Raw genomic sequence first — 15,409 nt, forward strand, 5'->3', positions numbered from 1 at the left:
GATAGTTATCTCTACCCCGAATAAAACCCGTATAAACCTAAAAAAAGTATTTTTTTAATAAATGGATGTGTTATCTTTTGTCATACTCTCTAAACGTGCTTTAACTGCAGCTAAGAAGCGACCGCATACGAGACCATCAAGAACGCGATGATCAAGAGAAAGACAAAGGTTAACCATATCTCGTACAGCAATCATACCATTGTTCATTACAACCGGGCGCTTCACGATCGATTCTACAGAAAGGATAGCAGCTTGCGGATAGTTGATGATCGGCGTAGACATCACAGATCCGAAAGAACCTGTGTTATTTACGGTGAACGTTCCGCCTTTCATGTCATCACCAGCTAATTTATTCGTTCTTACTTTATCAGCTAGTTCTTTCACATCGCGTGCGATTCCCTTGATAGACTTTTCGTCCGCATGTTTGATGACTGGAACATATAGTGCATCATCAGTTGCAACAGCAATTGAGATGTTGATGTCCTTTTTCTGAATAATCTTATCACCTGCCCACATGGAGTTAATCTGTGGGAATTCTTTAAGTGATTCTACAACAGCCTTGATAAAGAAAGGCAAGAACGTAAGGTTGTAGCCTTCTTTTGTTTTAAAATCACCTTTTACTGAGTTACGATATTCTACTAAGTTTGTTACATCTACTTCTACCATTGTCCAAGCATGAGGTGCTTCGTGCTTTGAACGGACCATGTTTTGAGCGATCGCTTTGCGAATACCCGATACCGGAATTTCAATATCACCAGGCATAGTGTCAATAGCTACCGGTTTTAATGGAGCTGATGATTGTGGTTGAGCCGTGACTTGAGGAGCAGATGAAACAGGTGCTGCAGAAACATCTTCTGTAGCTGGCTTGTTATCTTTCGTAGGAATCTGACCGGAATCAATGATTTTCTGTAGATCTTTACGAGTGATTCTTCCGCTTTGTCCTGATCCCTCTACTTGGTCTAGATCGATGCCATGTTCAGATGCCATTCGAACTACTGCAGGTGAAAAACGTCCTCTCGCCGCTCGATCGACGTTTGCCGCTGGCTTCGCAGCACTCGTACTTGAAGATGCTGAAGGTGCTGGAGCAGCTTCTGCAACTTTTTCTTCGTTTGAAGATGAAGCAGCAGGTGCACTTCCCCCGCCTTCTCCTTCTGTATCGATATAACAGATCAGCTCACCAACAGAAAGTGTATCGCCTTCACCAGCTACTAATTCTTTGATTGTTCCGCTGAAAGATGATGGAACTTCTGCGTTTACTTTATCAGTCATAACTTCAGCAAGCGGATCATATTTTTTTACCGTGTCTCCAGGCTGTACAAGCCATTTACTGATCGTCCCCTCAGTTACACTTTCCCCTAACTGAGGCATTGTAATTTTTTCTGTAGCCATTAAAGTCCCCTCCTATTGTTAAAATGCCGCAAGATCTCTCATGGCTTTTTCTACTTTGTCAGGATTCACCATAAAATGCTTTTCCATTGTAGGTGCATAAGGCATTGCCGGTACATCTGGACCTGCTAAGCGTTGAACAGGTGCATCTAATTCAAACAAGCAATTTTCAGCAATAATTGCTGAAACTTCACTCATGATGCTTCCTTCTTTGTTGTCCTCCGTAACGAGAAGCACTTTACCTGTTTTGGAAGCTGCTTCAATAATTGCTTCTTTATCAAGCGGATATACCGTACGAAGATCAAGTATATGAGCTGAGATACCGTCTTTCTCTAACTTTTCAGCCGCTTGAAGAGCAAAGTGTACACAAAGTCCGTATGTAATAACGGTTATGTCATCACCTTCACGTTTTACATCTGCTTTTCCGATTGGTAATACATACTCTTCTTCTGGTACTTCGCCTTTAATTAAACGGTAAGCCCGCTTATGTTCAAAGAAAAGTACTGGATCTTCATCACGGATCGCTGCCTTTAAAAGTCCTTTAACATCATAAGGAGTTGAAGGCATAACAATCTTTAATCCCGGTACATTAGCAAACAATGCTTCAACGGATTGAGAGTGATATAACGCACCATGTACACCACCGCCATAAGGAGCACGAATTGTAATCGGACATGACCAATCATTGTTTGAACGATAACGAATCTTGGCTGCCTCTGAAACAATCTGGTTTACTGCTGGCATAATAAAATCAGCAAACTGCATCTCAGCGATCGGCCTCATACCATACATAGCTGCACCGATCCCTACACCAGCAATTGCAGATTCTGCAAGCGGCGCATCAATTACTCGCTGTTCTCCGAATTCTTCAATCAATCCAGTCGTTGCACGGAAAACACCTCCGCGAACACCAACATCTTCGCCTACAACAAAAACTCGTTTATCACGCTGCATCTCTTCGCGGATTGCTTGAGTAACAGCATCAATATAAGAAATTACCGGCATCTCGTTTTCCCCCTTTACTCTGCGTATACATGAAGAAGTGCGCTCTCAGGATCAGCGTATTTTGCGTTCTCTGCATATTCTGTAGCTTCATCCACTTCTTTTTGAATGTCATCAAATATCTGTTTTTCTAATTCCTCAGTTAAAATACCATGTTCTTTCAAGTATGCTGCAAATGTATGGATCGGATCTTTTGCCTTCGCTTCTTCAACTTCTTCACGCGTTCTGTAAGCACGATCATCATCATCAGAAGAGTGAGGCGTCAAACGATAAGCTACTGTTTCAATTAATGTCGGGCCTTCACCGCGTCTTCCGCGATCAGCCGCTTCTTTAACTGCTTCATAAACAGCTAGAGGATCATTTCCATCAACCGTCACACCAGGCATACCATAACCGATGGCACGATCAGATACATTTACACACGCCAGCTGCTTAGAGATTGGAACGGAGATTGCATACTTGTTGTTTTCGCACATAAAGATAACAGGCAGCTTATGAACAGAAGCAAAGTTAGCACCCTCATGAAAATCTCCTTGGTTAGAAGAACCTTCACCAAACGTAGTAAACGTAACAAGATCTTTCCCTTCCATTCTACCGCCAAGAGCAATACCTACAGCGTGAGGAACTTGCGTTGTAACCGGAGAAGAGCCAGTTACAATACGAAGCTTCTTAGACCCGAAGTGCCCTGGCATTTGACGGCCGCCACTGTTTGGATCTTCAGCTTTTGCAAATCCTGATAGCATCAAATCTTTTGCTGTCATACCGAATTGAAGTACAACACCCATATCACGGTAGTATGGCAAGACAAAGTCTTTTTCATTATCTAGCGCCATAGCTGCACCAACTTGTGCAGCTTCCTGGCCTTGACATGAGATAACGAAAGGAATTTTACCTGCACGGTTTAATAGCCACATACGCTCGTCAATTTTTCTAGCTAAAAGCATTGTTTTAAACATATGGATAACATCTTCATTTGTTAAACCTAATTGTTCGTGACGTGTTTCTGCCATTTGTTTTACCTCCTTAGAAATGAATCGCTTTTCCTTCAACAGCTAATGCTGCTTCACCATATACTTCAGAGAGTGATGGATGCGGATGAATCGTGTGTGCGATCTCCCATGGTGTTGCATCAAGCACCTTAGCTAATCCTGCTTCTGAAATCATATCTGTTACGTGCGGACCGATCATATGAACACCTAAAAGGTCATCATTGTCTTTATTAGCAACAATCTTCACAAATCCATCACTTTCACCATACACAAGTGCTTTTCCGATTGCTTTAAATGGAAATTTTCCTACTTTAACATTATATCCTTGTTCTTTCGCTTGTTTTTCAGTAAGACCAACACTTGCCATCTCTGGACTTGAATAGATGCACTTAGAAATATTGTCGTAGTTGATCGGTTCAGGTTTAAGGTTAGAGAGGTGCTCTACAGCTGTAATGCCTTCGTGCGAAGCAACATGTGCAAGCTGAAGTCCGCCAATCACGTCACCAATTGCATAAATATGACTTTCTGCAGTCTGGTAAAATTCGTTCGTTTGAATGTATCCGTTTTCAACTTTAATGACCGTGTTTTCAATTCCAATGCCTTCAGTGTTTGCCATACGTCCTACAGATACAAGCATCTTCTCAGCACTGAATTGTTTCGTTTCACCTTTATGTTCGGCCGAAATCATAACCCCGTTACCTTTTTCTAACGAATCAGGAAGCACTTTTGCGCTGGTTACGAGTTTGATCCCTTTTTTCTTTAAAACACGTGCCGCTTCTTTTGAGATCTCTTCGTCTTCAGTAGGAACAATGCGGTCTGCATATTCTAATACGGTAACTTCGACTCCAAGATCATTTAGCATGGATGCCCACTCAATTCCGATAACACCGCCGCCAACAATGATGATAGATGCCGGTAATGCTTCCATTTCAAGCGCTTCATCACTTGACATAACATAATTACCGTCAATTTCTAAACCTGGAAGTGACCGAGGTCTTGAACCTGTTGCAATGATCACGTTTTGCGGAATTAAAATTTCATTTTCTGTTCCATCATTAAACTCAACGGAAATCGTACCAGGCATCGGAGAAAAAATCGATGGTCCAAGAATTCTGCCTGTACCTTCGTAAACTTCAATCTTGCCTTTTTTCATCAAACTTTGTACACCCATGTGAAGCTGGTTTACGATAGATTGTTTGCGTTCCTGCATCTTAGAAAAGTTTAAACCTAATCCTTCTATTTCCACACCAAAGTCGGCAGCTTTTTTAGCCGTTTTATAAACTTCAGCACTTCTTAATAATGCCTTACTAGGTATACACCCTCTATGTAAGCAAGTGCCTCCGAGTTTTCCTTTTTCAACAACTGCTACGGTTTTTCCTAATTGAGCAGCTCGGATGGCGGCAACATAGCCGCCTGTTCCTCCGCCCAATATGACCAAATCAAAATCTTTTGACATCGCTCATATCTCCTTTTGCTGTCTTTTAATCCAGTGGCACTCTAGCAATCGTCTTTACTCCCGGGTAAACCTTTGCTGTTTCTTCTTCTCTTAATACACGAAGACCACCTTCTGCTAACGCTTGAAGCTCATTCTCCCCTGGTTGAATGATACAGTCAGAGATCCATTCAACTCGATCTGTTATCTTCTTAACAAATTCCTTGCCAAAAGCAAGGCCACCCGTAAGAATAATCGCGTCAACTTGTCCATGCAAAACAGTGCTGGCAGAACCGATTTCTTTTGCAACTTGGTAAGCCATTGCATCATAAATGAGTGCTGCTTTTTTATCACCGTTCTCAATTTTTTCTTCTACTGTTCTTGCATCGTTTGTTCCTAAATAGGCAACAAGTCCACCTTGGCCAACAAGTTTTTTCATTACCTCATCTGCGTAATATTCACCAGAGAAGCACAAAGATACAAGGTCTCCAATTGGAACGGTACCCGCCCGCTCTGGTGAAAAAGGCCCTTCACCATGAAGTCCATTGTTAACATCGATCACTCGTCCATCTTTGTGGATCCCTACTGTGATACCTCCGCCCATGTGAACAACGATTAGGCGGAGGGATTCATAGGATTTATCTAGCATCTTGGCAACACGTCTTGCTACAGCCTTCTGATTTAGTGCATGAAATATACTTTTTCTTTCTATTTCGGGAACACCTGAGATTCGAGCAATCTCATCCATTTCATCCACAACGACCGGGTCTACGATGAAAGAAGGAATATTCAGCCCTTCTGCTATTTCAAAAGCAAGAATACCACCTAAATTAGAGGCATGTTCACCTGCGTAACCTGTTTTTAAATCCTCTAACATTGGTTCATTAACGCTGTATGTTCCACCTTCGATTGGTTTTAATAAACCGCCGCGGCCAACTACACAGCTTAACTTTGAAATATTGATTCCTTCATAGTCCAATGCTTCTAAAATGGTTTCTTTTCTAAATGAATATTGATCAATGACAGACTCAAACTGATGGATTGTTTCTGTTTCATGACGTATCGTTTTTTCAAATACAGGCCGTTCGTTGTCGAATATACCAATCTTGGTAGAGGTTGAGCCCGGATTAATCACTAGTATGCGAAATTCTTTTTGATGCACGTTTCAAACCTCCATTGATATGAACTCTTAGCGAGTACGGTTAGACAAAATGTGTCTTTCGTTCAATAAAAACTGACTTCTTGATTTTCTCATGCGTTCGATACGCTCTTCAGCAAGACGGTCTGCTGCAAGGTATGTTGGAATATTATCTCGTTTAGAGATTTCGATTACACTCGCGATGTTGTCATAAATCGTTTCAACTTTCTTCATCGCACGGTCACGGTTATATCCGTTAAGTTCATCCGCAACGTTAATTACCCCTCCAGCGTTAATAACATAGTCAGGAGCATAAACAATACCCATTTCGTGAAGAGCATCTCCGTGACGAGTTTCTTTAAGCTGGTTATTTGCAGCACCTGCTACCACTTTTGCTTTAATTTTAGAAATCGTGTCATCGTTGATAATGGCACCTAGTGCACATGGAGCAAAAATGTCACAATCCACACTATAGATCTCGTCAATTTCTACCGCTTTTGCACCAAAATCTTCAACCGCACGCTGAACTGCATCTTTGTTAATATCTGTAACAATCAGTGAAGCTCCTTCTTCGTGAAGGTGTTTACAAAGTGTGTAGGCAACGTGACCAACACCTTGGACTGCAATCACTTTTCCTTCTAAAGAATCCGTACCAAACGCTTCCATAGCTGCTGCCTTCATACCGCGGTATACACCGTATGCTGTTACAGGAGATGGATTGCCACTAGAACCGAACGCTGGAGATACACCTGTAACAAATGGAGTTTCTTGGTAGATAAGATCCATATCTTCAACCGTTGTACCAACGTCTTCAGCTGTAATATAGCGTCCGTTTAATCCTTGGATATAGCGTCCGAAAGCTCTGAACATTTCTTCGTTCTTATCTTTTTTCGGATCACCGATAATCACTGTTTTTCCACCGCCAAGGTTTAATCCAGCAGCTGCGTTTTTATACGTCATTCCTCTTGCTAGTCTTAGAGCATCTTCAATTGCTGCATCTTCTGTTTCATATGTCCACATTCTTGTTCCACCCAGTGCAGGTCCAAGGGTTGTATCGTGGATACAAATGATTGCTTTTAAACCAGATTGTTTATCTTGGCAGATTACCATTTGTTCATAATCGTAAGTTTCCATATATTTAAAAATTTCCATTTTGTTTTCCTCCTAAAGTTGATTATCAGTGATGACAGATTTAACAGCTAAAGCGATCGAATAATATTTGCTTTCAGCCGAATCTGCTCTTGAAGTAAGAACGATTGGCGCTTTTGCACCGCAAATGACAGCTCCAACTTTTGCCCGAGCAAAATAGATCAGGGACTTATAGAGTACGTTTCCAGTTTCAATGTTTGGAACGAGAAGTATATCTGCGTCTCCTGCAACTTTGCCTGTAATTCCTTTGTGTTCTGCTGCTTCCTTAGAAATAGCATTATCAAGTGCTAATGGTCCTTCAACAATTCCGCCCCTTATTTGCTCCCTAAAGCCCATTACAGAAAGGCTTGCAGCATCTAAAGTAGCCTGCATCGCTGGATTAACAGTTTCCACTGCTGCCAGTACTGCAGCTTTTGGTTCTTTAACACCCGTTTGTATAGCAAAGTCTATAGCATTTTGCAGAATTTGAGCTTTTTGATTAAGATCTGGTTCAATGTTCATAGCAGCGTCCGTAATGAAGATTAGTTTTTCAAATCCTTCCACTTCAAATGCAGCTACATGAGATAAAACCTTTCCTGTTCTAAGACCGATTTCTTTATTAAGGACCGCTTTTAAGAGTGCAGAGGTTGAAACAAGTCCCTTCATGAGAATATCAGCATCCCCATCATGCACAGCTTTTACCGCTTTAAATGCGGCGGAGGCTGTGTCTGTTGAAACAACTTCGATCCCATCAAAAGGTTCATCCGCATTTCTACTTAGCCATTCTGATATGATGTGACCGTTTCCAAACAAAATAAAATGGGCTAACCCCTCTTTATATGCTTTCAGTACGCTTTCCAAAACCTCTTGATCGCCAGCTTCTGCCACCGCGATGATTGGTTTTACTTGCTGTTTTTTGGCTTCGCTCACCAAGTTTTGCAAACGCATGCAATCCCCCCTTGTATGCCACGTATAGATATTGCAATTTTCATGCCAACTTTTTTAAGTCAATTTCAGTATTCAATCGAATAAACTTTGCATTTCCTTGCACGGTTCATGCAATTTATTGCATGAAATTATTTGCGTGGTTTTTCATCAAGGCCATATTTTTCTAATTTATAATAGAAGTTACGCAAAGAAATACCAAGCGACTTAGCGGTTTTAGTCTTGTTGCCATGGAATCTCTTTATAGCTTCTGTTAAAATATTTTTTTCAAACTCATCAATTTGTTGAGCAAGTGTTTTTGTTTCTTCTCCCAAAACAAACAGTTCATTTGCAGCCGCTTCAGATTTAGCCTTTGTCTGCTCAAGTGATAATAAGGAGATATGACTTCTATCGATCTTGGAATCCGTATGACTCATATGGATAATGGCCCTACCTAACACATTCTCCAGTTCCCTAACATTTCCCGGCCAATGATAGGCTAATAAGAATTGCTCTGCATCTCTACTGATAACATCTATGTTTCTTCCGTAATCTTGATTTAGCTTTTGCAGAAGATGATTAGCAAGCAGGATAATATCATGGTTTCTCGCTCTTAGCGGCGGAATATAGATCGGCATTCTATTTAGCCTATAATACAGATCCTGCCTGAATGTACCATCTGCGATCATTTTTTCGAGATTGACATTTGTTGCCGCAATCACACGGACATTGATCGGAATGGCTTTAGTTCCCCCTACGCGCCTGATTTCGTTCTCTTGCAGAACACGCAGCAGTTTGGCTTGAGTGTTTTGCGATAACTCACCAACTTCATCTAGAAAGATACTTCCACCGTTCGCTTCCTCAAACAATCCTCTCTTTCCGCCTCTAAGCGCGCCAGAAAATGCTCCTTCCTCATAGCCAAAAAGTTCACTTTCTAATAGAGATTCTGAAAGAGCTGCACAATTTACTCGGACAAACTTGTTGAATTTTCTGCTGCTCGCGTTATGTATGGCATGAGCAAAGAGTTCTTTACCTGTTCCGGATTCACCTCGAAGCAATACAGTGGCTGGAGTTGATGCTGCAAGTTTTGCCTGATCCACCGCAAAATTCATTTCTTCAGACTCGCCAATTATATCTTCAAATGAATATTTCGCTTCTAACGTCCGAATAATCTGCCTTGCTCGATTAAGCTCTTCAGTAAGCCCCTTTATTTCTGAAACATCATGGATGACTCCTACGCTTCCCTTTAGAAGACCATCAACAATTACGGGTGCAACATTTACAATGACATCTTTCCTGTTTGGTCCCACTCGCAATCGAGCTCCTCTTACAGGTTTCCTTGTTTTAAGGACTTGCATATGAATACTTTCACCTTCAGAAATATCAGTTGTAGCAGGCTTGCCAATCACTTGCTCTGCCGTATAGCCTGTAAGTTTTGTATAAGCAGGATTGATCATAATCCCTTTTCCTTCTTCATCCACTACGGATATCGCTTCTTCTGAAGATTGAATAATGGATCTTAGCATACTTTGTATACTTTTTAGATTTGTTACTTCTTCTGCCAAATCCACAATTTCAGTGATATCTTTAAAAACAGCAAAAGCGCCAAGTTTTCTTCCTTCATGGCTTAGGAGCGGTGTTCTTGTTGTGTAAATTTTTGTTCCGTTTGCTAACATTTGTTCCTGATTTACTTCTTCTATTCCAGAATCCATTACTCTTGGGAGCTGGCTGTTAGGCATCACTTCAAGAACTGACTTTCCTACAGCATCATCTTTTGTTATGCCTGTCATTTTTTCAGCACTTTTATTAAAGATGGTAATCATTAAATGTTGATCGATTACAATCATGCCATCATGCGTATTATCTAAAATACTTCTAAGCTGCTGCAGATGACTTAAATCCTTCAAAGGAGTTTTATTATCGTTTAAACGTGTCAACAAACTCCCAAATTGGATTACAGGTATTTTTCCTGCGGACGTATACTTGTCCTCCAATAAACGATTTGCGCTTTCTTTATAGGAAGGAGAATAAATGATTAGGTCAACATGCACATCTGGCGGAGAAGAATGTGTAAATACAGGGATATTCTCAAATAATGATGACGTCGGGTGATGATGATCTTGCATAACGCCTACAAGTTCGAACACCTGAGATTTATTCATTTGAGCAATAATCTGAAGCCCGTCATCGTGCTCTGTCACTAATACAACCCTTTGCAACAATTATCCCTCCATTTTCCTTCAAATTGTAACATGTGCAATTTTTTTCACATTATTATCATACCTTAGCATGAAAGGGTTTGCAAACCTTAATAACGTCGACAAGAATTTGAAGTTTATGTACAATAAGTAATGAAAAGGAGTGGCGATCTTCATGAGTAGATACGCAGCATTAGTAATTGTTTTAATCCCTGGAATCATGGCCGTGATGGGCATTAAATGGATGAGAGATACTTTATTTGGGGTACTACAGACGCCTTTCCCCGTTTTATGGCTGCAATTTATCGCAGGGTTTATAAGTTTTATTACGGGATTAGCTTTTGTAGGAGGGTTCATCTTCTACAGAGATCGAAAAAGGAATAAAGTTCAACTAAAGTACAGAAAAAAATGACCAGAGTCCAACAAGGAAGCTGGTTTTTTTTTATTACTATACACATTCACAACAAAAACACCTTCGACTTTAATTGATAAACAATAAAAGTAAAGGTGTTCATTCATTGCTATTTAATTGGGTAAGTATTAGGCCATAGCTTTATGTTCGATACGAAGCTTATCCGCGACCATCGCGATGAACTCTGAATTTGTTGGCTTCGCTTTTGACATGGAAACGGTATAGCCGAATAGCGAAGAGATGCTGTCAATGTTTCCACGGCTCCATGCTACTTCGATTGCATGGCGGATCGCACGTTCAACACGGCTTGAAGTGGTGTTGAATTTTTTTGCAATATCAGGATATAAAACTTTTGTTATAGACCCTAACAGCTCTATATCATTGTAGACCATTGAAATGGCTTCTCTTAAGTACATATACCCTTTAATATGGGCAGGAACCCCAATTTCGTGAATGATGCTCGTTATGCTTGCATCAAGGTTGCGAGGTTTATTGACCGTTGATTGGAAATTGTTTCGAATATTGCTGGATGCGCGTTGGACAGTTGATTTTTCAGATCCGCAAATTTGTCGAATCTGACTCGCTAGATTGTCCATATCAAATGGTTTTAAGATAAAGTAGGATGCACCTAAGTCTACCGCCTTTTTCGTCACATCTTCCTGTCCAAATGCCGTCAACATGATTACATTCGGTTGAGGCAAGTCATCACTTGATCTGATCTTGTCAAGTACAGCTAACCCATCTAAATGCGGCATAATAATATCAAGAACTAATACATCAGGATTTTTATTTTCTAAAACGGATAGACATTCTTGTCCGTTATAGGCAACCCCAATTACCTCCATATCATCTTGACTTGAAAGATATTCCCTCAATAGACTAATTAACTCACGATTATCATCAGCTAGACAAACTTTAATTTTTTGCACCATTATTTCCTCCCCATCCAACAATTTCTTGTTTTTCCCAATGTAACATTTCAACAATAAATGTTAAATCCCTTTATTTTGTTTTAAATTTTTTAAAATTATTTTGTTTTCGTAGAAAATAAAGCTGTTTTCTTCAATTTACTTTGAATTTCGACAGTTATTGTATATAAAGATGTGTCGATGTCGAATTTTCTTTATAAAATATATTATACAAAATTTTTACGAGATTGTCTAAATTATCTAAAAAAACAGGCAAGTAAAATTAACTCGCCTGTTTTGTTTCCTTATAAATATTGATTCCTGCTTCATCAAGCATCCATTCAATATGGACACCATAACCTGATGTTGGGTCATTTACAAAAACATGTGTTACGGCACCGATAATTCTGCCATTTTGGATAATCGGGCTACCGCTCATACCCTGAACGATTCCCCCTGTTATTTTTAACAGCTCGGGATCTGTTATCTTTATAACCATCCCTTTAGTAGCTGGAAACTTTTGCGGAACAGAGCTTACAACATCTACGTTAAATTCACGCACCTTAGATCCGTCAACCACAGTCAGTATTTTTGCCGGACCTTCTTTTACTTGATCAGAAAGAGCGATTGGCAACGGCTTGTTCCAGTCGCCGTTGGATAACTTGTCATTTAATTTTCCAAATATACCAAAGGGGCTGTTTTTGGATATACTCCCCAAAATTCTTTGGTCATTTGAGAAACGCGCTAATTTTTCTCCAGGATGTCCGTTTGAACCTTTTTCAATTGAAGTTACCGTAGATCCTAAGATTTCACCGTTATTTACCTTTATCGGCTTTTTCGTATCCATATCAGAAATAACATGGCCTAATGCACCATATTTGAATGATGCAGGATCATAAAAAGTTAACGTTCCAACTCCTGCTGCTGAATCTCGAATATATAATCCGATTCGATAAGACTGATCGTTTTTGTCCTGCAGAGGATTAAGTGATTTATGAAGTGTTTTGCCGTCTCTTATTATCGTTACATCTAACGGCTTTTGAGACTCCCCAGATTCTTTGACGAATGGGCTGACATCACCCATTTTCTTAATATTTTTTCCGTTGATTTTGGTAATAATATCTCCTACCTGAATATCGGCAATTTCACCGGGAGATTGTTTTCCTGCATTCGTATTAACTAAATGATGCCCAACGATAAGGACTCCTAGTGTATTCAGTTTAACACCTATGGATTGTCCGCCTGGTACAACCTTTAAATCAGACAATACTTTTACATTCATCTTCTTTATAGGAAAACTTCCTGCTTCAAGAGTTGCCATGCTATCACCGTTTGTTTTGGCTTGTATCTCAACGACTTTTTGGCTTTCCATTGCAGTAGTATAAATATTCGTTTCTTCCTGTTGAATCGTTGTACCCGCAGGAAGAGCTTGTAATACATTTTGTCCTTCAAAAAAGGTAATCGATTTAGGCATTGTTACATATTCACGCACAGGAGACAAAAAACCGATTCCCACTAAACTTCCAAGGAGAATAACGCCGATCGTTCGCCGCAGTAAATCCTTATACATCATACACTCTCCTCGCTCCTAGCTCACACCCTCACCATGGCTGTACCTTTAATTTAGCCTATGGACCATGAGTTTATAACCGAGAAAAAAGAAAAAGCTATTCCTTAAATGGATAGCTTTTTCATGAATAAAGTTCTATGATGACTTTTTAATGGACTCTGCAAGCTCCAAAAGTTCTTTAGCATGCTGTTTGGTCAAATCCGTAATTTCTACGCCTGATATCATTCTGCCAATTTCATTTACTTTTTCATCTGTTTTTAATGTAAGCACCTTTGTAACTGTTCTTCCTTGCAAGGTATCTTTTGAAATGTGCAGATGAGTATCTGACATTGCAGCAACCTGGGGAAGGTGGCTGATACAAAGCACTTGTGAACCTACAGAAACACGGTAGATTTTTTCAGCTATTGCTTGGGCGACTCGTCCTGAGACACCTGTATCCACTTCATCAAAAATAATGGCAGTGATTCCCTGGTTTTCAGAGAAAATCGTTTTTAGGGCTAATATGATCCTTGACAATTCCCCGCCTGAAGCAACTTTAGATAATGGTTTAAGCGGTTCACCTGGATTCGGAGAAATATAAAATTCTACTGAATCCAAACCTGTTTTTAGAAATTGGCTTTCTTCTGTTCGTTTCATAACGACTTCAAACTTTGTTTTTTCCATATACAGCTCTTTTAGCTGCTGCTGTATGGCATTTTTTAAGGTTTTTGCCGTTTCTGTTCGTTTTTTCGTAAGCTTTTTACCCGATATCTCTAATTTAGAAATAATCTTATCTTGTTTCTTTTTTAATGCCTCAATATGATTATCTTTATTTTGAATGAGTTCTAGTTCTTTTTTTATCTTTTCTCCATAGCTTATAATTTCTTTCACTGAAGATCCATACTTGCGTTTAAGTCTGCTTATTTCATCCAGACGCGATTCAATGCTGTTAAGCCTTTCAGGATTATACTCCAATGAATCAAACATATCGCGTATTTTATAAGTGAGTTCTTCGAGAACATAGAAGCTGCTGCCAAATTGCTCCTCATCACTTTTTAACGATTCATCTAGTGCTGCTACTTGAGAAAAATCGGCCAAGGCACTAGAAATCAACTCGAGTGCTTTTCCTTCACCGTATAGATTGTGATAAGCATCACGGAGTGCACCGTGAATCTTCTCAAAGTTTGACAGCATATTCTTTTCTTCTTCAAGTTTGATGTCTTCATCTGGAATTAAATTAGCACCAGATATCTCTTCAAATTGATATTGCAATAAATCGATTCTTTGAGCAATCTCTTGTTCGTTTCTCGATAGTTCTGACAGTTGCTTGTTAATGTCTTTATACTCTTTAAATGAATTTTCGTAAACACTTAATTCTTTGCTAAAATCCTTGTCTCCAAAACTGTCGAGCAGAAAAAGATGTTTATCCGGCTGCATGAGATACTGAGTTTCATGCTGGCCGTGGATATCTACTAATGCCTGTCCGATCTCTTTAAGGACGGAAAGTGTAACTAGCTTCCCGTTAACCCTGCAAATGCTTTTGCCGTTTTCCGTTATATCTCTTTTAAGAACCACCATTTCATCATCTTCTGAAACTGAAATTCCGAATTCTTCGCATTTATCGTACACACGATGTCCTGGATGTATATGAAACAATCCTTCGATCTCAGCTTTTTGAGTACCATACCGAACGAACTCAGTAGAGCCTCTTCCTCCAATTAAAAGTCCGATTGCATCGATGATGATCGATTTGCCCGCGCCTGTTTCACCAGTTAAGACGGTCAGTCCTTTTTTAAAAGAAACACTTAAGGAATCAATAATAGCAAAATTACGTATACTTAATTCTGCTAGCAACTACATCACACCTTACTATAGAAATTACAGCATATCTAAAAAGCGCTGCGAAACATCTGCACTGCTATCTTTAGAACGACAAATAATCAAGATCGTATCATCCCCGCATATCGTTCCCATTAAATCTTCCCAATCCAACTTATCAATCAATGCACCAATTGCATTTGCATTACCCGGCAAGGTCTTCATAATAATTAGATGATCTGCATAATCAATGCTTATAAAGCTGTCCGTAAGTGTTCTTTTTAACTTTTGAAGAGGATTGAACCTCTGATCAGCAGGAAGGCTGTATTTGTAACGTCCGTCGTTCATAGGCACTTTCACAAGATGCAATTCTTTGATATCACGTGAAACCGTTGCTTGTGTCACATTAAAGTTTGCATTTTTAAGAAGTTCAACTAAGTCATCTTGTGTTTCAATATCATGATTGCTAATCATTTCACGTATTTTAATATGTCGTTGTCCTTTATTCACTGGCAATTCCACCTC

13 protein-coding genes are annotated in these 15,409 nt (G+C 39.7%); 1 reads left to right on the top strand and 12 read right to left on the bottom strand.

Features of this window, described 5'->3' with window-relative positions; all coding sequences use genetic code 11:
* Positions 1-54: 54 nt before the first annotated feature.
* The 8 genes from AWM68_RS12705 to AWM68_RS12740 form a co-directional block, all read right to left on the bottom strand.
* Positions 55-1,389, bottom strand: coding sequence for a dihydrolipoamide acetyltransferase family protein (locus AWM68_RS12705; RefSeq protein WP_066242166.1), 1,335 nt, complete (start codon positions 1,387-1,389; stop codon positions 55-57).
* 18 nt (positions 1,390-1,407) lie between these two features.
* Positions 1,408-2,391 carry an alpha-ketoacid dehydrogenase subunit beta gene (locus AWM68_RS12710; RefSeq protein ID WP_066242168.1) on the bottom strand — a complete coding sequence of 328 codons (984 nt, stop codon included), beginning with the start codon at positions 2,389-2,391 and terminating at the stop codon, positions 1,408-1,410.
* Positions 2,392-2,405: 14 nt separating this feature from the next.
* Positions 2,406-3,398 (bottom strand): thiamine pyrophosphate-dependent dehydrogenase E1 component subunit alpha, encoded by a 993-nt coding sequence (locus AWM68_RS12715; RefSeq protein ID WP_066242171.1) that lies wholly within the window; start codon positions 3,396-3,398, stop codon positions 2,406-2,408.
* A gap of 13 nt (positions 3,399-3,411) precedes the next feature.
* Complete coding sequence (gene lpdA, locus AWM68_RS12720) at positions 3,412-4,833, bottom strand: dihydrolipoyl dehydrogenase (RefSeq protein WP_066242173.1); 1,422 nt, start codon at positions 4,831-4,833, stop codon at positions 3,412-3,414.
* Between the two features lie 25 nt (positions 4,834-4,858).
* A complete protein-coding gene (buk, locus tag AWM68_RS12725; protein WP_066242176.1) occupies positions 4,859-5,971 on the bottom strand; it encodes a butyrate kinase in 1,113 nt (370 codons plus the stop codon).
* A 27-nt stretch (positions 5,972-5,998) separates the two neighbouring features.
* Positions 5,999-7,099: a branched-chain amino acid dehydrogenase gene (bcd, locus tag AWM68_RS12730; RefSeq protein WP_066242179.1), complete on the bottom strand. Its 1,101-nt coding sequence runs from the start codon at positions 7,097-7,099 to the stop codon at positions 5,999-6,001.
* A gap of 12 nt (positions 7,100-7,111) precedes the next feature.
* Complete coding sequence (gene yqiS, locus AWM68_RS12735) at positions 7,112-8,023, bottom strand: phosphate butyryltransferase (RefSeq protein ID WP_066242181.1); 912 nt, start codon at positions 8,021-8,023, stop codon at positions 7,112-7,114.
* A gap of 128 nt (positions 8,024-8,151) precedes the next feature.
* Entirely contained in the window at positions 8,152-10,218 is a 2,067-nt protein-coding gene (locus tag AWM68_RS12740; protein WP_066242184.1) for a sigma-54 interaction domain-containing protein, read from the bottom strand.
* A gap of 154 nt (positions 10,219-10,372) precedes the next feature.
* On the opposite strand from AWM68_RS12740, the gene AWM68_RS12745 reads away from it, so the two are divergent.
* Complete coding sequence (locus tag AWM68_RS12745) at positions 10,373-10,609, top strand: DUF2627 domain-containing protein (RefSeq protein WP_066242187.1); 237 nt, start codon at positions 10,373-10,375, stop codon at positions 10,607-10,609.
* A 128-nt stretch (positions 10,610-10,737) separates the two neighbouring features.
* Here AWM68_RS12745 and spo0A read toward each other — a convergent pair whose 3' ends face one another.
* From spo0A to ahrC, 4 genes are all read right to left on the bottom strand, one after another.
* Positions 10,738-11,538 carry a sporulation transcription factor Spo0A gene (spo0A, locus tag AWM68_RS12750; RefSeq protein WP_066242513.1) on the bottom strand — a complete coding sequence of 267 codons (801 nt, stop codon included), beginning with the start codon at positions 11,536-11,538 and terminating at the stop codon, positions 10,738-10,740.
* Between the two features lie 262 nt (positions 11,539-11,800).
* Positions 11,801-13,087, bottom strand: a complete 1,287-nt coding sequence (gene spoIVB / locus AWM68_RS12755; protein WP_066242188.1) for a SpoIVB peptidase — start codon at positions 13,085-13,087, stop codon at positions 11,801-11,803.
* 135 nt (positions 13,088-13,222) lie between these two features.
* On the bottom strand, positions 13,223-14,920 hold the full coding sequence (recN, locus tag AWM68_RS12760; RefSeq protein WP_066242191.1) for a DNA repair protein RecN: 1,698 nt from the start codon (positions 14,918-14,920) through the stop codon (positions 13,223-13,225).
* 24 nt (positions 14,921-14,944) lie between these two features.
* Positions 14,945-15,394 (bottom strand): transcriptional regulator AhrC/ArgR, encoded by a 450-nt coding sequence (gene ahrC, locus AWM68_RS12765; RefSeq protein ID WP_066242193.1) that lies wholly within the window; start codon positions 15,392-15,394, stop codon positions 14,945-14,947.
* Between the last annotated feature and the right edge of the window lie 15 nt (positions 15,395-15,409).

Origin of the sequence: Fictibacillus phosphorivorans, from assembly GCF_001619875.1 — a bacterium.
Taxonomy (GTDB): Bacteria; Bacillota; Bacilli; order Bacillales; family Fictibacillaceae; genus Fictibacillus; species Fictibacillus phosphorivorans_B.